Below are 21,127 nucleotides of genomic sequence, written 5' to 3'. Positions count from 1 at the left end.
GGCGTCCGTGAGCACGAACGAATCCGATGCCACAGGCCCGGAGCAGATCCCGGCCCATCACGAGGCCGACGGTGAAGCCGTGGTCTCCGAGCCGATACTGCGCTGTATCGAGGCGCTGCTGATGGCCAGCGACGGGCCGTTGTCCGTAGACCAGATCGTGCGCCTGCTGGAAACCACGCACGCGGTCGAGCGCGCGGATGTCCGAGTCGCGCTGGTCGCACTCGTCGAAAACTATGCGGCTAACGCCGTGAACGTGGTCGAAGTCGCCGGCGGCTGGCGCTTCCAAGTCGGCGCGGACTATGCGGGCCTCGTGTCGCGCCTGTGGGAAGAACGCCCGCCCAAGCTCTCGCGCGCCATGCTCGAGACCCTGGCCCTGATCTGCTACCGCCAGCCGATCGCACGCTCGGATATCGAAGCGGTGCGCGGGGTGTCGGTGTCGTCGAACATCGTCAAGACGTTGCAGGAGTTTGACTGGATCAAGGTGGTCGGCTATCGCGACATGCCCGGACGGCCCGCGTTGTTCGGCACCACGACCAAGTTTCTCGACGATTTCGGCGTGAAGCGCCTCGCCGATCTGCCGAGCCTACCGGAGATCAAGGATCTCGATGCGCTCGATGCCGCGATTGCGCGGCTACAGGGCGATGACGCGGCGCCGGGCGAGACCGAGGATGAAGGCGAGACCTCGGGAACATCGCAGGCAGCGCCGGAAGACGTGGACGATGACGCCGACGCCGACGCCGACGCCGACGCCGACGCCGACGCCGACGAGGGCGAGGGCGAGGGCGAGGGCGAGGGCGCAGCCGGCGCCGAAAACGAAGACCGTACCGCGCCGCCGCCGGGCTCGATGCACTGAAAGATGTGCTGAATCCGGCGCAATCGAGCGGCCAGGGTTGGATTCCGGTCGATCGATACCCATCATCACGCCATCAGAAGATGTAACAACCGGCCTGCGCGCTCACCGCGCGCCATGGCCGGCTGCGACTTACGGGAACCCCATGGCCGCATTGAACTCAGAGCGTGTGCTCAGCGTACGCCACTGGAACGATTCGCTTTTCAGCTTCACGACCACCCGCGATCCGGCGCTGCGCTTCGAGAACGGGCAGTTCGTGATGATTGGCCTGCAGCAGGAAAAAAAGCCTCTGCTGCGTGCGTACAGCATCGTCTCGGCCAACTACGAAGAGCATCTCGAGTTCTTCAGCATCAAGGTGCCGGACGGCCCGCTTACCTCGCAGCTCCAGCATCTGAAAGAAGGCGACGAGGTGCTGGTCAGCCGCAAGCCCACGGGCACGCTGCTGATCACCGACCTGCACCCGGGCCGCAATCTGTACCTCATGTCGACCGGTACCGGTCTCGCACCGTTCCTGTCGATCGTGCGCGATCCGGAGACCTACGAGCGCTTCGATCGCGTGATCGTGCTGCACGGCGTGCGTTATATCGATGATCTTGCCTACCACGAGCTGTTGTCCGAAACGCTGCCGAACGACGAATTGCTCGGCGAGATGATCAGCGCGCAGATGCTGTATTACCCGGTGGTCAGCCGCGAGCCCCACGAAAACAGCGGCCGCGTCACCACGTTGCTCGACGAGGGCAAGGTGATGTCCGATCTGGGACTGGAGCCGCTCGACCCGAAACAGGATCGTGCGATGATCTGTGGCAGCCCGGCCATGCTCGAGGATTCTGCCGCGTTGCTCGACGCGCGCGGTTTCGAAATCTCGCCACATATTGGCGCGCCGGGCGATTACGTCATCGAACGCGCCTTCGTCTCCAAATAGCGCATACACGCCTCGACTTCAGCCAGCCAAGCCAGTCCCAGGATCATCATGACCGAACGTCTCCAGAAACTGCTCGCGCGTGCCGGCTACGGTTCACGTCGCCAGCTCGAGCAGGTGATCGAGGCCGGGCGCATCCGCGTGAACAACCAGATCGCCACCCTCGGCGACAAGGCCGATCCGCGCGACGAGATCCGCATGGACGGCAAGCGTCTCAACCTCGAGGAACGCCTGCATACGCGCTGTCGCGTGCTGGCCTACAAGAAGCACGTCGACCAGGTCGTGACCCGCAAGGATCCCGAAGGGCGTCCGACGATCTTCAAGAGCCTGCCGAAGATGAAGGCCGGCCGCTGGCTGGCGATCGGTCGGCTCGACGTGAATACGTCCGGCCTGCTGCTGGTAACCACTGACGGCGAGCTCAAGCGTCGGCTCGAGCATCCCAGCTACGAAGTCGTGCGCAGCTATGCCGTACGCGTGCGTGGCAACGTCGACGACGCCATGATCGAACGGTTGCTTGAAGGCGTGCAGCTTGACGACGGGATCGCGCGTTTCGATTCCATTCGCGTCGGGGAGGAGAGCAAGCGGGCCAACCGCTGGTTCGAGGTCACCGTACGCCAGGGCCGCAACCGCGTGGTCCGCCGCCTGTGGGATTCGCAGGGCGTGACCGTATCGCGTCTGATGCGTACCGGTTTCGGCACCGTGGGCCTGCCCAGTGGCGTCAAGGCCGGCGGCTGGCGCGAGCTGGATCGCAAGGAAGTCCGAGAGCTCGCCGCGATGGTCGATCTTCAGCGCTAGGCGTCACCGGGTGGGTACAGGCGAACCGACGCCAGGCGCGCTGCGCGAATTCCATGACCGGCTCGTCGAGGCCTATGGGCCACAGCGCTGGTGGCCGACACAGGACGACCATAATCCCCGCTTCGAGATTCTGGTCGGTGCGGTGCTCACCCAGCACACCGCGTGGACGAACGTCGAGATCGCGATCGCGGCGCTGCGCGAGGCTGGGCCGCTGACCGCGGAAGCTTTATTGGCCCACGACGATCTGCCGGCGCTGATCCGGCGGGCCGGCCCGCATAATGTAAAGGCCAGGCGGCTGCGCGCGCTCTGCGAATGGTTCGTGGCGCGCGGCGGCTTCGAAGCGATCTCGCAGTTGGATACGGCCACGTTGCGGCGCGAGCTGCTCGCGTTGCACGGCATTGGCCACGAGACGGCGGACGTTATTCTGCTCTATGCCTTCAGCCGTCCGGCGTTCGTCGCCGATGCCTATGCGTTTCGCATCATGGAGCGCTACGACTGGTCGTCCGGAGCACGCAACTACGAGCGGTTGCGCAACCGTATCGAGGCGGTCGGCCCGGTCGACGACGCGCCGTTTTACGATGAACTGCACGCCTTGATCGTCGCTCACGCCAAGGCACGCTGCCACAAGAGCCGGCCGGATTGCGGCGCCTGTGCACTCGCAATGCGTTGCCCGCAGCGTGGGGTCGAGACGACTCGCTCGAGCCGGAGCCGCAGCTAAGCCGAGCGTTGGCGAGCGGATTAGGCCGGGCGACTCGTGCCGTCGGGATCGATGATCTGACCGGTCTTGCCGCGCGAAGCCTCCGAGAGCAGCTCGACATAGCGGGCGCCGAGTTCGTCTACCGGCCGCGCCGCGGTGTCGTCGGCCGGGAATGCGCTGGAGCGCAGGCTGGTGTCGCGCGGGCCCGGGTCGATGGCGTTGAAGCGCAAGCGCTGGCTTTGCGCATGTTCCACCGCGAACAGCCGCACGAGCGCGGTCAATCCGGCCTTGCTGACGCCGTAGGCGCCCCAGAACGCTTTCGGCTGAGCGGCGGCCTCGTCGAGCGTAAACACCACTGACGAATCTTCCGCGGCTTGGAGCAGCGGCAGGCAGATCTGCGTCAGCGCAAAGGCTGATGTGAGATTGATATGCATGATGCGCTGCCAGCCGTCGATCGGATGGGTGGCCAGCGGCATGAGGCCATCGAAACGCGCGGCGAGATGCACGATGCCGTGCAGGCCGCCGCAGTCCGCTTGGATGCCGTCGACCAGGCGCTGGTAATCGTCTTCGCCGGCCTTGGTCACGTCGAGCGGAAAGAGCGCCGGTTCCGGGCTGCCATCGGCGACGATGGCGTCGAATACCGGGGTGAGGGTGCGCTCGCGGCGGCCGACCAGCACGCACTCGGCGCCGGCTGCCGCGATTGCGCGGGCCACGGACGCGCCGATGCCGCCGCCGGCGCCGGTTATCAGGATCACGCGGCCGGCGAGCGGACGGGAGGAATCGGTTTCGGTCATTGCTGTGCGGTGTTCATTGTCGAGGAGCGGGTCTGCTTGAGCCGCTCGATGGCGGGCAGCAGGTCGGCAACGGTATCGACGACGACATCGGCATTCCAGCCGTGGATGTCGTCGCCCGGCGGAATATAGCCGTAGGCCACGCCGATCGTGGCCATGCCGGCGGCGCGCCCGGCCGCGACATCGCGATCCGAGTCGCCGACATAGATACAGCGCGCGGGATCGACGCCAATGCGCTCGCAGGCGAGATACATCGGTGCCGGGTCGGGCTTGGCCACGCCGGCGCTGTCGCCGCCGATCACACAGGCCGGCGCGGGATCGAAGGCCATATGCGTCATCAGCGGCAGGGCCAGGGCCTCCATCTTGTTGGTGATCACGCCCCAGGCACAGCCGGCCTCGGTGAGTTCGCGCACCAGTTCGCGCATGCCGTCATACGCGCGGGTGTCGCGGGTCATGCGCCCGCGATAGGTTTCGATGAAGGCGTCGTAAGCGGCGCGATAGCTGTCGTCTTCGGGGCGCAGGTCGAGGCCCTTGCCGAGCATGCCGCGGCCGCCGAACGAGCACATCGGCGCGAGCTCGGATAACGGCATCGGTTCGAGGCCGCGTTCGCGACGCATGTCGTTTAGCGCGCCGGCGAGATCGGGCGCGGTATCGAGCAGGGTGCCGTCGAGATCGAACAGCACCGCCTGGTAGGGCGCGGTGTTCATGGACGCCCCGCCGCGGGCTTGGTCGCGTGCAGGAAGTAGTTCACATCCGGGCGCTGTTCGAGGGCTGCGCGGCGCGTGAGCGGGTTGTAGCGCATGCCCGCGATCTCGGCGATATCCAGCCCGGCATGGCGACACCAGGTGCCGAGTTCCGACGGCCGGATCAGCTTGGCGTACTCGTGCGTGCCGCGCGGCAGCAGGCCGAGCACGTATTCCGCGCCGCCGATCGCCAGCAGCCACGACTTGGCACTGCGGTTGATGGTGGAGAAGAACAGATCACCGCCGGGCGCTGTGAGCATGGCGCAGTCGTCGACCACATAGGCCGGCGTATCGACGTGCTCGAGCATTTCGTAGCAGATGACGATATCGAAAGCGCCGGCCATCTCGCGGGCCAGATCGCGGCTCGACACGCAGCGATAGTCGATCGAAAGGTCGCTTGCCTGCGCATGGGCCTTGGCCGCCTCGATCAACTCGGGCGACAGATCCAGTCCGGTGACCTGTGCGCCGCGGCGCGCGAGCGCTTCCGAGAGGATACCGGCGCCGCAGCCGACGTCGAGCACGCGCTTGCCGGCCAGCGTCGCACGCCGGTCGATGAAATCGGTGCGCAGCGGGTTGATGTCGTGCAGCGGACGCATCTCGCCGGACTCGTCCCACCACTGTTCGGCGAGACGGCCGAACTTGGCCAGTTCCGCGTTCTGATCGCTTGTCATTGGGAATCCTTGTCTTTAGCGGCCAGTTTCGTCTGCCATTCACTGGCGCGTGCGCGGATGGCGGCTTCGTCGAGCGTGGTCAGGCGGCGATCGGCGAGCAGGCGCTGGCCGGCAACCCACGTGTCGGTGACCTGTTCGCGCGAGGCGTTGTAGACCACCGCGGCGACCGGATCGAACATTGGCTGCGTCTCGATCGCGTCGAGATCGATGGCGCACAGGTCGGCGGCCTTGCCGGGTGTGATAGAGCCGGTGGCTTCGGCGATGCCCAGCGCCTCGGCGCCGTTGAGTGTGGCCATGCGCAGCACGGTATCGGCGCTGACTGCGGCGGCATCGTCGGCGGCGACCTTGCCGATGAAGGCGGCGGTACGCATCTCGCCGATCATGTCGAGATCGTTGTTCGAAGCCGCGCCGTCGGTGCCGAGCGCGACATTGATACCGGCATCGATGAGTTTCTGTGCCGGGCACAGGCCGCTGGCCAGCTTGAGATTGGATTCCGGCGAATGCAGCACGTGGACGCCGTGGGTGGCGCAGGTTTCGATTTCCTCGTCGCTGAGCTGGGTCATGTGCACGGCGAGAAAGTTCGGCGTGAGCAGGCCCATGTCCTTGAGACGCGCGAGCGGACGCTGGCCGTTCTTCTGCTCGGCGTCGTTCACCTCGAATGTCGTCTCGTGCACGTGCATGTGTACGCGCAGGTCCATTTCGTCGGCGTAGGTGCGGATCTTGGCCAGCGGCTCGTCGGACACCGTATAGGGCGCATGCGGCGCGAACACGGTGGTGATGCGCTCATGCCCGCGCCAAGCGTCGCGCAAGGCGAGGCCTTTTTCCAGGTACTCGTCGGCGTTTGCGGCCCAAACGGTGGGGAAATCGATGACGATCATGCCCACGCTGGCGCGCATGCCCGCTGCCTCGACGCGTTCGGCGACGACGTCGGGGAAGAAATACATATCGTTGAAGCAGGTGGTGCCACAACGCAGCATTTCGGCCATGGCCAAATCGGTGCCGTCGGCGACGAACTCGGGCGACATGAATTCGCCCTCGATTGGCCAGATATGCTCTGTCAGCCACGGCATGAGCGGCATGTCGTTGGCGATGCCGCGCATAAGATTCATCGCGGCGTGGGTATGGGTGTTGATCAGACCGGGCAGCAGCACGTGGCTGCCGAGTTCAATGACTTCATCGGCCTCGAACGTACTGCGGGCCTCGTCGGCAGGGAGTACGGCCTCGATAAGCCCGTGATGGATGGCCACGGCGTGGTTTTCGAGCAGCCGCTCGAGGCCCTCGACGGGGACCACCCAGCGGGCATGAATCAGCGTATCGATCTTGCGCATGGGGATCGTCTGGATGGTTGGAAGCGGGGGAGCGCGAACGCCCGCCACTCTAGCGCAATCAGGCGTTTTTGGCACACCGGCCTGTGCTAACATGACCGGCTTTACGCGACGGCGCTGAACTGCGTTGGACGGACGCCCCCACGGGGCGGAACGGCCTGCCGCCAGCCCGTGGATCCGCGATGAAAGCGACCTGCCTCGATGCAGGCCGCACCACCAGAAAAAGTCTATGGCCGACGTCGCAAAAGAGATTCTTTCAATCAACCTCGAAGACGAGATGCGCCAGTCGTATCTCGATTACGCCATGAGCGTGATCGTCGGGCGTGCATTGCCCGATGTGCGAGACGGGTTGAAGCCGGTGCATCGGCGCGTGCTGCATGCCATGCGCGAGCTCGGCAACGACTGGAACAAGTCTTACAAGAAGTCGGCCCGCGTGGTCGGCGACGTGATCGGTAAATACCACCCGCATGGTGACAGCGCGGTGTACGACACGATCGTACGCATGGCGCAGGACTTCTCCATGCGCTACGTGCTGGTCGACGGCCAGGGGAACTTCGGCTCGATCGACGGCGACGCGCCGGCGGCCATGCGTTACACCGAAGTGCGCATGTCGCGGCTGGCGCATGAAATCCTGGCGGATATCGAGAAGGACACCGTCGATTTCATTCCGAACTACGACGAGTCGGAATCCGAGCCGGCGGTGCTGCCCACGCGACTGCCGAATCTGCTCGTCAATGGCGGCACTGGCATCGCGGTCGGCATGGCCACGAACATCCCGCCGCATAACCTGGTCGAAGTCATCAACGCCGTGCTGGCGGTGATGGACGATCCGCAGATCAGCATCGCCGGGTTGATGGAGCACGTCCCAGGTCCGGATTTCCCGACCGCCGCGATGATCAACGGCGCCGACGGCATCCGCGAGGCCTACGAAACCGGTCGTGGCCGTATCTACATGCGCGCCCGCGCCCATTTCGAGGAAGTCGACGAGCGCGGCAAGCAGTCGATCGTGGTCACCGAGCTTCCGTATCAGGTCAACAAGGCCCGGCTGCTCGAGAAGATCGCCGAGCTGGTCAAGGAAAAGCGCATCGAGGGCATCACCGAGCTGCGCGACGAGTCCGACAAGGACGGTATGCGCATGGTGGTCGAGCTGCGTCGCGGCGAGACCCCCGAAGTGGTGCTCAATAATCTGTATCGCCATTCGCAGATGCAGACCGTGTTCGGCATCAACATGGTCGCGCTCGACGACGGCCAGCCGCGCACGCTCAACCTCAAGCAGATGCTGGAGGCGTTCATACGTCACCGGCGCGAGGTCGTCACCCGTCGCACCCAGTATGAGCTGGCCAAGGCGCGCGCCCGGGCCCACGTGCTGGAAGGCCTGACGATCGCGCTGGCCAACATCGACGAAGTGATTGCGCTGATCAAGGCGTCCAGCGGCCCGGCCGAAGCGCGCGAAGCGCTGATTGGTCGCGAATGGCCGCCGGGGCAGGTCGTGGACATGCTCGATCGCGCCGGTGCCTCGGCATCGCGCCCGGCTGACCTGGACAAGGCCTACGGCTTGCAGGAAAGCGGCGGCTATCGGCTGACCGAGACCCAGGCCCAGGCCATTCTCGATCTGCGTCTGCATCGCCTCACCGGTCTCGAACAGAGCAAGATCGTCGAGGAGTTCGAGCAGCTGCTCGACCGTATCGCCGATTACATCGAGATCCTGTCGAATATGGATCGGCTGTTCGAGGTCATCCGCGAGGAGCTGGAAGCGGTGCGCCGCGACTATGGCGACGAGCGCAAGACCGAGATTCTCTACGACCATCTCGATCTCACCACGGCGGACCTGATCTCGCCGGAAGACGTGGTGGTCACGCTCACGCATGAAGGCTATGTGAAGTCGCAGCCGCTGGATGCCTATCGCGCCCAGCGCCGCGGTGGCCGCGGCAAGTCCGCGACCGCCACCAAGGACGCCGATTTCATCGACAAGCTTTGGGTGACGCATACGCACGACACGCTGCTGTGCTTCTCGTCGGCCGGCAAGGCCTACTGGCTGAAGGTCTACGAACTGCCCAGCGCCGGTCGCGGCGCGCGTGGCAAGCCGATCGTCAACCTGCTGCCGCTCGAGAATGACGAGCGCATCTCGCAGGTTCTGCCGATCAAGGACTTCAATACCGGCGAGAACGTGTTCTTCGCCACCCGCAACGGCACGGTCAAGAAGACCGCGCTCGAGCAGTTCTCGCGTCCGCGCAGTAACGGCATCATCGCCATCGATCTGCGCGAAGACGATGCGCTGGTCGGCGTTGACCGGACCTCGGGCGACGACGAAGTCATGCTGTTCTCGTCTGGCGGCAAGGTGATTCGCTTTGGCGAGCGGGACGTGCGCGAAATGGGTCGTACCGCGGCCGGTGTGCGCGGCATTCGCCTGCCTGAAGGCGAGGCCGATGCGGCCGTTATCGGGCTGATCGTGATCCGCGAAGGCGAGATTCTCACCGTCACCGCGCAGGGCTATGGCAAGCGCACGCCGGTGGACGACTACCCGCTGCGCGGTCGTGGCGGTCAGGGTGTGCTCGCGCTCAAGCAGTCGGACAAGACCGGCGCCGTGGTCGGCGCCACGCAGGTGCTCGAAGACGACGAAATCATGCTGATATCCAATATGGGTACGCTGATTCGCACCGCCGTCGCCGAGGTGTCCGTGCTCGGGCGTAACACCCAGGGTGTGCGTATCATCCGCATCGCCGACGACCAGCATCTGGTCGGCGTTGATCGAATTGTCACCGAAGACGACGAGGATGATGACAGCGACGCCGATGTCGATGGCCAAGCCGCCGACGAGGGTGCCGATGAGACGGGCGACCCGGGCGCGGACGACGCGCCGGGCGACGGCAACGATTCGGAAGACGCCGCGGACTAGCGTTTGCGCGATTCCTCGATTTTCTAACGGGAGATTTGTTTATGGCACGCGTCTACAACTTCAGCGCAGGTCCGGCCACGCTGCCGGTCGAAGTGCTCGAAAAGGCTCAGGCCGATCTGCTGGATTGGCAGGGCAGCGGCATGTCGGTGATGGAAATGAGCCATCGCGGCGATGCATTCGTGTCGATCGCCGACAAGGCGCGCGCTGATCTCAAGAAGCTGCTGAACGTGCCGGACGACTACTCGATCCTGTTCCTGCAGGGCGGGGCGGCCGGCCAGTTTGCGGGCGTGCCGCTCAACCTGATGGGCAGCTCGCAGAAGGCCGACTACGTCATCAATGGCAGCTGGGGCAAGAAGGCGGTCAAGGAAGGCGCGAAGTTCGGCGACGCGCAGGTCGCGGCCGATTCCGCCGTCGACGGCGCCTTCACCGACGTGCCGCCGCGCGCCGACTGGCAGCTGCGCGATGACGCGGCGTTCGTGCATTACACCCCGAACGAGACCATCGAAGGCATCGAGTACCCGGACGTACCCGATACCGGCAATGTGCCGCTGGTCGGCGACTGGTCCTCGGCCTTCCTCTCCAAGCCGATCGACGTGTCGAAGTACGGCGTGATTTATGCCGGCGCGCAGAAGAACGCGGGCCCGGCGGGCGTGACCATGGTGATCGTGCGCAACGACCTGATGGGCAACCCCCAGGCCGGTGTGCCGATGGTCATGGATTACAAAAAGCAGGCCGATGCGGATTCCATGCTCAACACGCCGCCGTGTTTCGCCTGGTACATGGCCGGACTGACCTTCGAGTGGATTCTCGACAACGGCGGCCTCGAGGGCATGGCCGAGCGCAACAAGCGCAAGGCCGACAAGCTCTACGCCGCCATCGATGGCTCGGATTTCTACAGCAACCCGGTGGCGCCGCAGGCGCGCTCGCAGATGAACGTGCCGTTCCTGCTTGCCAGCGACGAACTCAACAAGCCGTTTTTGGCCGAGGCCGAGGAAGCCGGTCTGTCGACGCTCAAGGGCCATCGCTCGGTCGGCGGCATGCGTGCCTCGATCTACAACGCGATGCCGGAAGCCGGCGTCGATGCGCTGATCGATTTCATGCGTGACTTCGAGAAACGCAACGGCTGATACAAGTCATTCATTCGCAGATGTTCAGGTCATCCGGACGATGAGGAACAAAGCCCAAGCGGTTGTTTGTTAAACGGAAGATCTGAAAAATCTGCGGATCGCTTTTCAAGAATCTGCGGACAAGTTTCTATGACGTTCAAGGTACAAACGCTCAACAGTATTTCGGCCAAGGGTCTCGACCGGCTGCCGCGCGATCTCTACGAGGTCGCCTCGGAGCTCTCGACGCCGGACGCGATCATCCTGCGTTCGCACAGCATGCACGACATGGATATCCCGGATTCCGTGCGTGCCATCGGCCGTGCCGGCGCGGGCGTGAACAACATTCCCGTTGCCGAAATGAGCAAGCGCGGCGTTCCGGTGTTCAACGCGCCGGGCGCGAACGCAAACGCGGTCAAGGAACTGGTCCTGGCCGGCCTGCTACTGTCCTCGCGCAATCTGATGAGCGCCTGGCGCTATGTCGAGGACCTAACCTCGACCGGCGACGACCTCAAGAAGGAAGTCGAAGCCGGCAAGAAGCGTTTCAAGGGCGTGGAACTGCCAGGCCGTACGCTCGGCGTCGCCGGTCTCGGTGCCATTGGCGTCAACGTGGCCAATGCTGCCCAGGGTCTGGGCATGAGCGTTCAAGGGTTCGATCCAGGCATCACCGTCAACAACGCGTGGCGGCTGAATGCCGGCGTGTCGGAAGCCCTGTCGATCGATGAGCTGCTGTCGCGCTCCGATTTCGTGTCCCTGCATGTGCCGCTGGTCGATGGCACCCGCGGACTCATCGACGCCACGCGCCTCAAGCTGATGCGCAAGGGTTCGGTGCTGCTCAACTTCTCGCGCGCCGAGATCGTGGACGAAGACGCGGTGCTGGAAGCGCTGGAAAACGGCAAGCTCAACTATTACGTCTGCGATTTCCCGTCCGAGAAGCTGCGCGGCCACGATCACGTCATTACGCTGCCGCACCTCGGCGCGTCGACCGACGAGGCAGAGGACAACAGTGCCGTGATGATTGCCGATCAGCTGCGTGACTATCTGGAAGTCGGCAACATCCGCAATTCGGTGAACTTCCCCGAAGCGATCATGCCGCCGACTGCCCATGCGCATCGCATCGTGATGGTCAATCACAACGTGCCCAACATGGTCGGTCAGATCTCCTCGACGTTGGCGCGCAACGGCCACAACATCGCCGATCTGCTCAACAAGTCGAAGGGCGAGGTCGCCTATACGCTGGTCGATGTCGACGCTCAGGTCGCCGACGAGGCGCTGGAGGAACTCCGGGGTATCGAGGGCGTGCTGTGCGTGCGCTACCTCGGTGCGGTGGGCAGCGAAGCGGCATAGCGCGGCACGATGACTGAGCAGTCCGACGATCAGGCGCTGGGTCAGGCGCGCGAGCGTATCGACGCACTGGACGAGCAGATCCAGGCGTTGATCGCCGAGCGCGCCGGCGTGGCGCTCGACGTGGCGCGGATCAAGTTGGCGCAGCAGCGCACCGACTTCTATCGCCCCGAGCGCGAAGCCGATGTGCTGCGCCGGGTGGCCGAACGCAACGAAGGGCCGCTGGACAACGACACCATCATGCGCCTGATGCGTGAGGTGATGTCGGCCTGTCTGGCGCTGGAGTCGCCGCTCAAGGTTGCCTATCTCGGCCCCGAGGGCACCTATACCCAGGCCGCGGTCTACAAGCACTTCGGCCATTCGGTGAAGGCGTTGCCGCTGCCCGCGATCGACGAGATCTTTCGCGAGGTCGAGGCGGGCAACGCCGATTTCGGCGTGGTGCCGGTCGAGAACTCCACCGAAGGCGTGGTCAGCCATACGCTGGATCAACTGGTCGGCAGCACGCTGTCGATCTGTGGCGAAGTCGCGCTGGCAGTGCATCATCACCTGCTGTCGCGCGAAAACGATCTTGGCTCAGTCAAGCGCGTTGTCGCCCACGCCCAATCTCTGGCTCAGTGTCGAAAATGGCTCGATCGTCGGCTGCCCGGCGTAGTGCGTGAAGCGGTCTCCAGTAACGGGGAGGCCGCACGGCGGGTCGCGGGTGAAAGCCACGCCGCGGCCATTGCGGGTCGGGCGGCGTCCGAGTTCTACGAGCTTCCGATGCTGGCCTCGAACATCGAGGACGAGCCGAACAACACCACGCGCTTTCTCGTGCTTGGGAAGCAGCAGGTGCCGGCCACTGGCAACGACATGACTTCGATCCTGGTGGCGATCCGCAACCAGCCGGGGATGCTGCATCGCCTGCTCACGCCCGGCGCCGAAGCCGGCGTGGATCTCACCCGTATCGAGTCGCGCCCGTCGCGTCGGCAGGCTTGGGACTATAATTTCTTCATCGATCTGGAAGGCCATATCGACGAAGAGCGGGTACGTCGCGTGCTCGATGCGATCGAATCCCAGGCCGCGATGTTGAAGGTGCTGGGTGCCTATCCGCGTGCCATTGGCCCCGAGTCGAATTCATAAGTCACGTTCAGACACTCCCGGAACGTATTGAAATCATGAGTATCACGCTCTCCGATCAGGCGCATGCCGGTATCCACGGCCTGCATACCTACGTGCCAGGCAAGCCGATCGAGGATCTCAAGCGTGAGCTTGGTCTGACCTCGATCGTGAAGCTGGCTTCAAACGAGAATCCGTTCGGCACGGCGCCCGCGGTCAAGCGTGCGTTGGCGGCCTTTGCCAGCGAGGGCGGTAACGATCTGCATCGTTATCCGGACGGTAATGGCTTCGCGCTCAAGCACAAGCTCGCCGAGCGTCACGATATCGAGATGTCGCGCATTACGCTGGGCAACGGTTCCAACGATGTGCTCGAGTTGACCGCGCGTGTGTTCCTCGGTCCGGGCAAGAACGCGGTGTTCTCGCAGTACGCGTTCGCGGTCTATCCGATCGTGGCGCGCGCTGTGAACGCCGAAACGCGTGTCGTACCGGCGCTGGGCGCCGAGGCCGACATGCCTTATGGGCACGATCTTGACGGCTTTCTCGAGCATATCGACGAGAATACCGGCGTTGTGTTCATCGCGAGCCCCAACAACCCGACGGGCACCTGGCTGGCGCCGGGCGCGATCGAGGCGTTCATGGATGCGGTGCCGGCCGGTGTGGTCGTGGTGCTCGATGAGGCCTATCTCGAATATCAGGCCGACAGCGAGCGCCCGAACAGTCGTGCGTGGCTGGAACGCTATCCCAATCTGATCGTTACGCGAACTTTCTCGAAGATTTACGGCATGGCAGGGCTGCGCGTGGGCTACGCGCTGTCGTCTGCAGAAGTGGCCGATCTGATCAACCGCGTGCGCCAGCCGTTCAACGTGAACATCGTTGCCATGCATTGCGCGGAGGCCGCGCTGGCCGATGACGATTTCGTGGTGTATTCCACCGAGACGAATGCCGTACAGCGCGCTTCGCTCAGCCAGGAACTCGAGGCGCGCGGCTTGGCCTGTCTGCCGTCACAAGCCAACTTCATCACCTTCGACTGCGGCCGTGCTTCCACGCCTCTGTTCGACGCGATGCTGCGCGAGGGCGTGATCGTTCGTCCGCTGGCGAGCTATGAAATGCCCGAGCACCTGCGCGTAACCGTCGGAAGCGAAGAAGAAAACCGGATATTTCTGACAGCGCTCGACGCCGTGCTGGCAGGCGCATGAGTGCTGCTAGGGACAAGCTGGCCGCCGAACGTATCAGCGTCATCGGCCTGGGTTTAATAGGTGGCTCTATCGTGCGTGGTCTGCGGGCGGCCGGCTATACGGGCCCGATACAGGCCGGTGTGGCGGATGCTGCCGAGGCCAAGCGTGCGGTGGAGCTCGGTCTCGTTGATCGGGCGGAAACTGACACGGCAAAAGCCGTCGCCGGCGCGACGCTTGTGGTCGTGGCCGTTCCGATCGGAGCGATGGGCGCCGTGTTCGCGGAACTCGCTGGCGCCATCGCGCCCGGTGCGGTGGTTACCGATACGGGCAGCACCAAGCTCAGCGTGATCGAGAATGCGCGCGCGGGGATGGGTCCCGGGATCGGTCACTATGTGCCGGGACACCCGATTGCGGGAACCGAGCGCAGCGGCCTCGACGCCGGGTTCGCACAACTCTTCGATGGTCGGCGGGTGATCCTGACGCCCACGCCGGAGACGGATGCGGACGCGCTATCGCGGGTGGAAGCCCTCTGGTCCGTATTGGGCGCACGCGTGAGTGAGATGGATGCTGCCCACCACGACGAGGTTCTCGCAGCGACCAGCCATCTGCCGCATGTGCTGGCCTTCACGCTGGTCGACACGCTCGCGCGGATGGCCGAGCGAACCGAGATATTCGAGTACGCCGCCGGCGGTTTCACCGATTTCACCCGGATCGCCTCCAGCAACCCCGAACTGTGGAGCGATATCGTGACCGCAAACCACGATGCCATCCTGCCGGTGCTCGAGCGTTATATCGGCGATCTGGAAGCCGTTCGCACGGCGATCGCCTCCGGCGAGCGGGCGACGCTCGCGGCGACATTCGGCCGCGCCAAGGATGCGCGTGACGGCCTTGCCGCGGAGCGTGGCTGAGATGCGGCGTTTTCATATCGAACCAGGCGGCACGTTGAACGGCACTCTCGAGGTGCCGGGCGACAAATCCGTGTCCCATCGCGCGATCATGTTCTCCGCGATAGCGCGTGGCCGATCCCGGATTACCGGTTTTCTGGAAAGCGCCGATTGCTTGGCGACGCTTGGAGCATTCGAAGTCATGGGCGTGTCGTTCACGCGTGATGGCGGCGCTTTGCTGGTGGACGGCGTAGGGCGCGATGGGTTGAGCGCGCCCGATGCGACGCTCGACCTCGGTAACTCCGGCACCTCCATGCGGCTGCTGTCCGGGCTCATGGCGGGTCAGGCTTTCGATTCAGTGCTCGGCGGTGACGCCAGCTTGTCGCGACGTCCGATGGCCCGTGTGATCGACCCGTTGACTGAAATGGGCGCTCGTATTGCCGGTAGCGACGGGCAGCGGGCGCCGCTGCATATCACCGGCGGCCAGCGTCTGCGCGGGATCGACTACACGCCGCCGGTCGCCAGTGCACAGATCAAGTCCTGCGTGCTGCTCGCGGGGCTCTATGCCGAAGGTGCGACGACGGTCCACGAGCCGGGTATAAGCCGCGACCATACGGAGCGCATGCTCGGCGCATTTGGCGTGGAGCTGACCCGTGAAGGGCGTGCGCTGTCGATCACGGGTGGCCAGTCGCTCGAGGCATTCGATGTGGCCGTGCCCGCGGATCTGTCGTCTGCGGCCTTTTTCCTGGTCGGTGCGTCGATTGGTGAGAACGGCGAGCTGACGTTGACCGGCGTTGGCGTGAATCCCACGCGCCGCGGCGTCGTCGACATCCTCAAGCGCATGGGCGCCGATATCACGTTGGTCGATGAGCGTGAACAGGCCGGCGAGCCCGTTGCGGACATCACCGTACGCAGCGCCGCGCTGCGCGGTATCGATATCGGCGCAACCGATGTCGAACTCGCCATCGATGAGCTGCCGGCGATCTTCATCGCAGCGGCCTGTGCGCACGGCACCACCCGGCTGACAGGTGCTGCTGAATTGCGGGTCAAGGAATCCGATCGTATCGCCGTGATGGCTGACGGCCTCGCCGAGCTCGGGATCGAAGTGACCGTGCAGGACGATGGGCTCACTATCGTCGGCCGCCCGGAGCAGCACAGTTTTGGCGGTGGACATATTCATAGCCACGAAGATCATCGAATCGCCATGTCTTTTGCCATGGCCGGCCTGCGCGCCAGCGCGCCGATCGTGATCGACGATTGCGACTTCGTGGATACCTCTTTCCCCGGATTCGTCGAGCGTGCGCGCAACGCCGGGCTGGCGATCGAGTCGCAGGAGCACGACGCTTGAGCGCGGCGCCGGTCATGACCCTCGACGGCCCTGGCGGGGCAGGCAAGGGAACGCTCGCGTCCGCGCTTGCTCGTGAACTGGGTTGGTCGCTGCTGGACAGTGGGGCGCTCTACCGGCTGGTCGGGCTGCTGTCGCTTCGGCGTGATCTGGATGCTGAGGTCACCGATGATCTGGACGCGGCGGTGAATGCGTCGCGTGCGCTGGATCTGGTCTTCGAGCCTGACCGGGGCGATGGCCAGCGGGTGCGTCTCGACGGCGAGGACGTCACCGATGCCATCCGTGAAGACGCGGTCTCGGCAGCCGCCTCGAAGTGGGCCGTTCAGCCGCGCATCCGCGAAGCACTGCTTGCGCGCCAGCGTGATTTTGCCCAGCCGCCCGGCCTGATCGCGGACGGGCGCGACATGGGTACGGTGATCTTTCCGGACGCCGACCTGAAGCTCTACATCACGGCCAGCGCAGAGGAGCGCGCGAACCGCAGATTCGCGCAGTTGTCGGCCCTCGATGTTGATGCTAATCTTGGCCGGATATATCGAGAGATATTGGAGCGTGACGCGCGCGATGCATCGCGTGAAGTCGCGCCCCTTAAGCCGGCGGTCGATGCCCACGTCATCGATACCACCGGTGAAACAGTGGCGGCGTCGCTCGAGAGGGTGCGTTGCCTTGTAAGCGAAAAAGGCTGGATTTAAGCTGGACTGTCAGATGTCCGGGCCAGCCCGCATCGCATGAATGGGACCGGTTGTGGCGCAAGGCCGCTGCCGGATTGTTTTATCAACCACGGATGGCGCCGAATTCGTCGCGCCGCAGGATTTTTTCCCCCCATGTCTGAAAGTTTCGCCGAACTATTCGAACAAAGTCTGCAGGGTCGTACCATGCAGCCCGGCTCCCTCATCAACGCCGAGGTGCTGGAAGTCAAGTCCGACGTGATCATCGTCGACGCCGGGCTCAAGTCGGAAGGCGTGATCCCGATCGACGAGTTCTACGACGATAACGGCGAAATCTCCGTTGTGGAAGGGGACAAGGTCGAAGTCGCGCTGGAAGCCGTGGAAGACGGTTTCGGCGCCACGCGCCTGTCCAAGGAAAAAGCCCAGCGCATCCGTACCTGGGACTTCCTCACCGAAGCCTACGAGAACAGCGAGTCCGTGGTTGGCCACATCAGTGGCAAGGTCAAGGGCGGTTACACCGTGGACGTGGGCAACATCCGCGCGTTCCTGCCGGGTTCGCTCGTGGACGTGCGCCCGGTGCGCGACACCACCTATCTCGAAGGCAAGCCCCTCGAATTCCGCGTCATCAAGCTCGATCGTCTGCGTAACAACGTGGTCGTGTCGCGTCGTGACGTGCTCAAGGAAGAGTACAGCGAAGAGCGCAAGCAGCTGCTCGACACCCTGCAGGAAGGCATTGTTCTCAAGGGTATCGTCAAGAACCTGGTCGACTACGGCGCGTTCGTGGATCTGGGCGGCATCGACGGCCTGCTCCACATCACGGACATGTCCTGGAAGCGCATCAAGGATCCCACCGACGTGGTCAACGTCGGTGAGGAAATCGAGGTCAAGGTGCTCAAGTTCGATCGTGAGCGCACCCGTGTCTCCCTCGGCCTGAAACAGCTGGGCGATGATCCGTGGGTGGATATCGCACGTCGCTACCCGGAAAACACGCGTCTGTTCGGCAACGTCACCAACATCACCGACTACGGTGCCTTCGTCGAAATCGAAGAAGGCGTGGAAGGTCTGGTGCACGTATCCGAGATGGATTGGACGAACAAGAACGTCAATCCGGGCCAGATCGTGGACGTCAGCGACGAAGTCGAAGTCATGGTGCTGGAGATCGACGAAGAGCGTCGTCGTATCTCGCTGGGCATGAAGCAGTGCAAGTCCAACCCGTGGGAAGACTTCGCCGCCAATCACCAGCGCGGCGACCAGGTTGCCGGCCAGATCAAGTCGATCACCGATTTCGGTATCTTCGTTGGCCTGCCGGGCAACATCGACGGCCTCGTGCATCTGTCCGATCTGTCCTGGAACGATCAGGGCGACGACGTCGTTCGCGAATACTCCAAGGGCGACGAAGTCGACGCCGTGGTGCTGTCCATCGATGCCGACCGCGAGCGCATCTCGCTGGGCATCAAGCAGCTGGCGCAGGATCCGATCGGTAGCTTCGTTGCGGATCATCCGAAGGGCAGTGTCGTTTCCGGCACGATCCAGAGCGTGGACGCCCGCGGCGCCAATGTGGATCTCGGCGACGATGTGGTCGGTTACATCCGTGCCTCGGATATCTCGCGTGACCGCGTCGAGGACGCGCGCACCGCGCTGTCCGAAGGCGCTGCTGTCGAAGCCCGTTTCGTGGGCGTCGATCGCCGCAATCGCACCATCAGCCTGTCGATTCGTGCCAAGGATGAGAAGGACGAGCAGCAGGCCATGCGCGAGTACGCGGACACCGACGCGTCCACCGGTACGACGAGCCTCGGCGAGCTGCTGAAAGAGCAGATCGACGCAAGCGACCGCAACAACTAAAAATATATTGTGGTGTAATTGACGCGGGGTGCTTGCGTGCGCCCCGCGTTTTAACTACCTTTCTAGTTAAGGGGTGTGCCAGACGGCACTTATACGGGGGCGGCGTTTCCAGGGAGAGGACGCTGGATGACTAAATCGGAGCTGATCGAACGGCTGGTCCAGCGTCAGGCGCATATGTCGCATCGTGACGTGGAACTGGCTGTCAAACTACTACTCGACGACGTAATCGCGGAACTGGCCAGTGGTGGCCGGGTAGAAATCCGCGGGTTCGGCAGTTTTTCGGTGCATCACAGGCCCGCGCGGCGCGGCCGCAATCCGAAGACTGGTGAAGCCGTCGATATCCCGCGCAAGTACGTGCCGCATTTCAAACCCGGCAAGGAATTGCGCGAACGCGTCAATACGAGCCATTCATAGCCGATCGGCAGGCCGCATCATTTGCGGGAAGCCGGCCGGACCGGACAACGGGAAATAAATGCTACGCCTGATTCGTAACCTGATCGTGGTCGTGGGGCTCGTGCTCGGCGTGGCTTTCGGCTTCTTCAATTACGATCTGGTGTCGATTGACCTGCTGTGGACGACGACAGAAGCGCCGTTGGTGATTCTGCTCGTCATTGCGTTCGTGCTCGGACTGGTCATCGCGGCACTGGTTTGTACCGCCCGCATCGCCAAGTTGCGCGGGCAGCTGTCGAGTTCGCGTCGACGGTTGAAGGACGCCCAGGCCGAGATATCCAATCTGCGGAGCATGCCTATCCACGATGCTTGACGGCATCTGGTGGATCGTACTGGCACTTCTGCCGCTGGCAGCCGCGTCTGGCTGGTATGTGCGCGGCCGTGCTCAGGGTGATGACGAGCCGAATCCGCCGGTCAATGCGGATTATCTGCGTGGCATAAGCCAACTCGTCAACGACGACGCCGACAAGGCGATCGCTACGTTTGTGCGCGTGCTCGAAGTCGACAACGATACGGCAGAGACCCATCTTGCGCTTGGCAACCTGTTTCGCCGTCAAGGCGAAGTCGACCGTGCGCTGCGGATGCACCAGAACCTCGTCGCGCGACCCAACCTCAAAGCGGCGCACCGCAATCAAGCCCGCTACGAACTGGCGCAGGATTATCTGCGCGCCGGCGTGCTCGATCGTGCGGAAGGGCTTTTTCGAGAACTCGCAGACCAGAATCTGTTCCTGGAGCGTGCGTTGTCCGGCCTCGTGGCCATCTACGAGCAGGAGCGCGACTGGGAGCAGGCGATCGAGACGACAAGACGTCTCGAGACCGTACGCGGCACGTCTCTGCGGCCGGTCATTGCCCAGTACTTCTGTGAGCTCGCGGAACAGGCCCGGGGCAACGGCCAGGCAGATATGGCGCAGCGCTACGTAAAGTCCGCCCGTCAGTCGTTTCGCGACTGTGCGCGCGCGAGCCTGATCGGCGGGATGATGTCCGAACACGCCAAGGACCACCGCGGGGCGGTGAAGATCTACCGCCAGGTGATGCGGCAGGATGTCGACTTCATCAGCGAGATCATCGAGCCGATGCGTCGCTGTTTCGATGCGTTGGATGATGCACCGGGCTACGCGCAATTCCTGCGCGAGGTGATGCCGCTATACGACGGCGCGCATCCTCATGTCGCTTATGCGCGCTTTCTTCATCGCCAGAAAAAGACTGATGAGGCGATCGCGCATATTTCGCAGTACCTGCAGGGCGAGCCGAACTGGATTGGCTTCTATCACCTGCTCGATCTGACCTGGTCACAGACCCGCAGCACGCTCACCGGCCCGCTGGATAGCCTGCGCCAATCTCTGGGGCAGATCATAGAACGCCAGCCGACCTATCACTGTGGTCAATGTGGGTTCTCGGGGCGTTACCTGCACTGGCAATGTCCGAGCTGCCGTCAGTGGAACACGATTATCCCGGTCCGCGATGTGCGCCCCGGTGAGTCTGCGCCGACACGGTCAGCGCGTAGCGCTTGACCGGAGTTGCGGAAAGCGTCCTCGCC

General features: G+C 63.9%; 20 protein-coding genes. 16 read left to right on the top strand and 4 right to left on the bottom strand.

Translation table 11 applies throughout. The features are described 5' to 3' along the window. Window positions 1-7: 7 nt before the first annotated feature. The 4 genes from scpB to SADO_RS01055 all read left to right on the top strand — a co-directional run bounded on the left by scpB (window position 8) and on the right by SADO_RS01055 (window position 3,282). The gene (scpB, locus tag SADO_RS01070; protein ID WP_353108493.1) at window positions 8-853 is read left to right on the top strand and encodes an SMC-Scp complex subunit ScpB; all 846 of its coding nucleotides are present in this window, start codon (window positions 8-10) and stop codon (window positions 851-853) included. 142 nt (window positions 854-995) lie between these two features. Then, window positions 996-1,772 carry a ferredoxin--NADP reductase gene (locus SADO_RS01065; protein ID WP_353108491.1) on the top strand — a complete coding sequence of 259 codons (777 nt, stop codon included), beginning with the start codon at window positions 996-998 and terminating at the stop codon, window positions 1,770-1,772. 48 nt (window positions 1,773-1,820) lie between these two features. Beyond that, a complete protein-coding gene (rluB, locus tag SADO_RS01060; RefSeq protein ID WP_353108489.1) occupies window positions 1,821-2,564 on the top strand; it encodes a 23S rRNA pseudouridine(2605) synthase RluB in 744 nt (247 codons plus the stop codon). Between the two features lie 10 nt (window positions 2,565-2,574). Further along, a complete protein-coding gene (locus SADO_RS01055) occupies window positions 2,575-3,282 on the top strand; it encodes an endonuclease III domain-containing protein (protein ID WP_353108487.1) in 708 nt (235 codons plus the stop codon). A gap of 20 nt (window positions 3,283-3,302) precedes the next feature. Here the strand turns inward: SADO_RS01055 and SADO_RS01050 are convergent, their stop codons facing one another. From SADO_RS01050 to SADO_RS01035, 4 genes are read right to left on the bottom strand one after another with little or no spacing between them, the layout of a single operon-like run. Next, on the bottom strand, window positions 3,303-4,055 hold the full coding sequence (locus SADO_RS01050; protein WP_353108486.1) for an SDR family NAD(P)-dependent oxidoreductase: 753 nt from the start codon (window positions 4,053-4,055) through the stop codon (window positions 3,303-3,305). After that, on the bottom strand, window positions 4,052-4,759 hold the full coding sequence (locus SADO_RS01045) for an HAD family hydrolase (protein ID WP_353108485.1): 708 nt from the start codon (window positions 4,757-4,759) through the stop codon (window positions 4,052-4,054). Before SADO_RS01045 ends, SADO_RS01050 begins: the two co-directional genes overlap by 4 nt. Next, entirely contained in the window at window positions 4,756-5,466 is a 711-nt protein-coding gene (ubiG, locus tag SADO_RS01040; RefSeq protein ID WP_353108484.1) for a bifunctional 2-polyprenyl-6-hydroxyphenol methylase/3-demethylubiquinol 3-O-methyltransferase UbiG, read from the bottom strand. Before ubiG ends, SADO_RS01045 begins: the two co-directional genes overlap by 4 nt. Continuing rightward, window positions 5,463-6,794 (bottom strand): TRZ/ATZ family hydrolase, encoded by a 1,332-nt coding sequence (locus tag SADO_RS01035; RefSeq protein WP_353108482.1) that lies wholly within the window; start codon window positions 6,792-6,794, stop codon window positions 5,463-5,465. Before SADO_RS01035 ends, ubiG begins: the two co-directional genes overlap by 4 nt. 226 nt (window positions 6,795-7,020) lie before the next feature. Between SADO_RS01035 and gyrA the strand changes: the two genes are divergently transcribed. The 12 genes from gyrA to lapB all read left to right on the top strand — a co-directional run bounded on the left by gyrA (window position 7,021) and on the right by lapB (window position 21,101). Beyond that, window positions 7,021-9,687 (top strand): DNA gyrase subunit A, encoded by a 2,667-nt coding sequence (gene gyrA / locus SADO_RS01030; protein WP_353108480.1) that lies wholly within the window; start codon window positions 7,021-7,023, stop codon window positions 9,685-9,687. A 41-nt stretch (window positions 9,688-9,728) separates the two neighbouring features. Further along, window positions 9,729-10,814 carry a 3-phosphoserine/phosphohydroxythreonine transaminase gene (gene serC / locus SADO_RS01025; protein WP_353108479.1) on the top strand — a complete coding sequence of 362 codons (1,086 nt, stop codon included), beginning with the start codon at window positions 9,729-9,731 and terminating at the stop codon, window positions 10,812-10,814. Window positions 10,815-10,943: 129 nt separating this feature from the next. Further along, window positions 10,944-12,137 (top strand): phosphoglycerate dehydrogenase, encoded by a 1,194-nt coding sequence (locus tag SADO_RS01020; RefSeq protein WP_353108478.1) that lies wholly within the window; start codon window positions 10,944-10,946, stop codon window positions 12,135-12,137. A 9-nt stretch (window positions 12,138-12,146) separates the two neighbouring features. Further along, complete coding sequence (gene pheA, locus SADO_RS01015; RefSeq protein WP_353108476.1) at window positions 12,147-13,253, top strand: prephenate dehydratase; 1,107 nt, start codon at window positions 12,147-12,149, stop codon at window positions 13,251-13,253. 35 nt (window positions 13,254-13,288) lie between these two features. Continuing rightward, window positions 13,289-14,425 (top strand): histidinol-phosphate transaminase, encoded by a 1,137-nt coding sequence (gene hisC, locus SADO_RS01010; RefSeq protein ID WP_353108474.1) that lies wholly within the window; start codon window positions 13,289-13,291, stop codon window positions 14,423-14,425. Continuing rightward, window positions 14,422-15,312, top strand: coding sequence for a prephenate dehydrogenase (locus SADO_RS01005; RefSeq protein ID WP_353108473.1), 891 nt, complete (start codon window positions 14,422-14,424; stop codon window positions 15,310-15,312). Before hisC ends, SADO_RS01005 begins: the two co-directional genes overlap by 4 nt. A 1-nt stretch (window position 15,313) precedes the next feature. Then, window positions 15,314-16,636 carry a 3-phosphoshikimate 1-carboxyvinyltransferase gene (aroA, locus tag SADO_RS01000; RefSeq protein WP_353108471.1) on the top strand — a complete coding sequence of 441 codons (1,323 nt, stop codon included), beginning with the start codon at window positions 15,314-15,316 and terminating at the stop codon, window positions 16,634-16,636. Further along, window positions 16,633-17,322 (top strand): (d)CMP kinase, encoded by a 690-nt coding sequence (gene cmk / locus SADO_RS00995; protein WP_353108469.1) that lies wholly within the window; start codon window positions 16,633-16,635, stop codon window positions 17,320-17,322. Before aroA ends, cmk begins: the two co-directional genes overlap by 4 nt. Window positions 17,323-17,454: 132 nt before the next feature. Beyond that, window positions 17,455-19,140, top strand: a complete 1,686-nt coding sequence (gene rpsA, locus SADO_RS00990; RefSeq protein ID WP_353108467.1) for a 30S ribosomal protein S1 — start codon at window positions 17,455-17,457, stop codon at window positions 19,138-19,140. A 126-nt stretch (window positions 19,141-19,266) separates the two neighbouring features. Next, window positions 19,267-19,554, top strand: a complete 288-nt coding sequence (locus SADO_RS00985; RefSeq protein ID WP_353108465.1) for an integration host factor subunit beta — start codon at window positions 19,267-19,269, stop codon at window positions 19,552-19,554. Window positions 19,555-19,612: 58 nt separating this feature from the next. Then, the gene (locus SADO_RS00980; RefSeq protein ID WP_353108463.1) at window positions 19,613-19,903 is read left to right on the top strand and encodes a LapA family protein; all 291 of its coding nucleotides are present in this window, start codon (window positions 19,613-19,615) and stop codon (window positions 19,901-19,903) included. Then, window positions 19,896-21,101 (top strand): lipopolysaccharide assembly protein LapB, encoded by a 1,206-nt coding sequence (lapB, locus tag SADO_RS00975; protein WP_353108461.1) that lies wholly within the window; start codon window positions 19,896-19,898, stop codon window positions 21,099-21,101. The genes SADO_RS00980 and lapB overlap by 8 nt, the downstream gene beginning before the upstream one ends. Window positions 21,102-21,127: the final 26 nt, after the last annotated feature.

Origin of the sequence: Salinisphaera dokdonensis CL-ES53 (assembly GCF_040361215.1) — a bacterium.
Lineage (GTDB): Bacteria > Pseudomonadota > Gammaproteobacteria > Nevskiales > Salinisphaeraceae > Salinisphaera > Salinisphaera dokdonensis.
This window is presented reverse-complemented; position numbering and strand designations above follow the sequence as displayed.

Bases quoted from the DNA above. Each gene is read 5' to 3' on its own strand.
- SADO_RS01065 (WP_353108491.1), top strand. From the start codon at position 996: ATGGCCGCATTGAACTCAGAGCGTGTGCTCAGCGTACGCCACTGGAAC.
- rluB (WP_353108489.1), top strand. From the start codon at position 1,821: ATGACCGAACGTCTCCAGAAACTGCTCGCGCGTGCCGGCTACGGTTCA.
- SADO_RS01050 (WP_353108486.1), bottom strand. From the start codon at position 4,055: ATGACCGAAACCGATTCCTCCCGTCCGCTCGCCGGCCGCGTGATCCTG.
- SADO_RS01045 (WP_353108485.1), bottom strand. From the start codon at position 4,759: ATGAACACCGCGCCCTACCAGGCGGTGCTGTTCGATCTCGACGGCACC.
- ubiG (WP_353108484.1), bottom strand. From the start codon at position 5,466: ATGACAAGCGATCAGAACGCGGAACTGGCCAAGTTCGGCCGTCTCGCC.
- SADO_RS01035 (WP_353108482.1), bottom strand. From the start codon at position 6,794: ATGCGCAAGATCGATACGCTGATTCATGCCCGCTGGGTGGTCCCCGTC.
- gyrA (WP_353108480.1), top strand. From the start codon at position 7,021: ATGGCCGACGTCGCAAAAGAGATTCTTTCAATCAACCTCGAAGACGAG.
- serC (WP_353108479.1), top strand. From the start codon at position 9,729: ATGGCACGCGTCTACAACTTCAGCGCAGGTCCGGCCACGCTGCCGGTC.
- SADO_RS01020 (WP_353108478.1), top strand. From the start codon at position 10,944: ATGACGTTCAAGGTACAAACGCTCAACAGTATTTCGGCCAAGGGTCTC.
- pheA (WP_353108476.1), top strand. From the start codon at position 12,147: ATGACTGAGCAGTCCGACGATCAGGCGCTGGGTCAGGCGCGCGAGCGT.
- hisC (WP_353108474.1), top strand. From the start codon at position 13,289: ATGAGTATCACGCTCTCCGATCAGGCGCATGCCGGTATCCACGGCCTG.
- SADO_RS01005 (WP_353108473.1), top strand. From the start codon at position 14,422: ATGAGTGCTGCTAGGGACAAGCTGGCCGCCGAACGTATCAGCGTCATC.
- aroA (WP_353108471.1), top strand. From the start codon at position 15,314: ATGCGGCGTTTTCATATCGAACCAGGCGGCACGTTGAACGGCACTCTC.
- rpsA (WP_353108467.1), top strand. From the start codon at position 17,455: ATGTCTGAAAGTTTCGCCGAACTATTCGAACAAAGTCTGCAGGGTCGT.
- SADO_RS00985 (WP_353108465.1), top strand. From the start codon at position 19,267: ATGACTAAATCGGAGCTGATCGAACGGCTGGTCCAGCGTCAGGCGCAT.
- SADO_RS00980 (WP_353108463.1), top strand. From the start codon at position 19,613: ATGCTACGCCTGATTCGTAACCTGATCGTGGTCGTGGGGCTCGTGCTC.
- lapB (WP_353108461.1), top strand. From the start codon at position 19,896: ATGCTTGACGGCATCTGGTGGATCGTACTGGCACTTCTGCCGCTGGCA.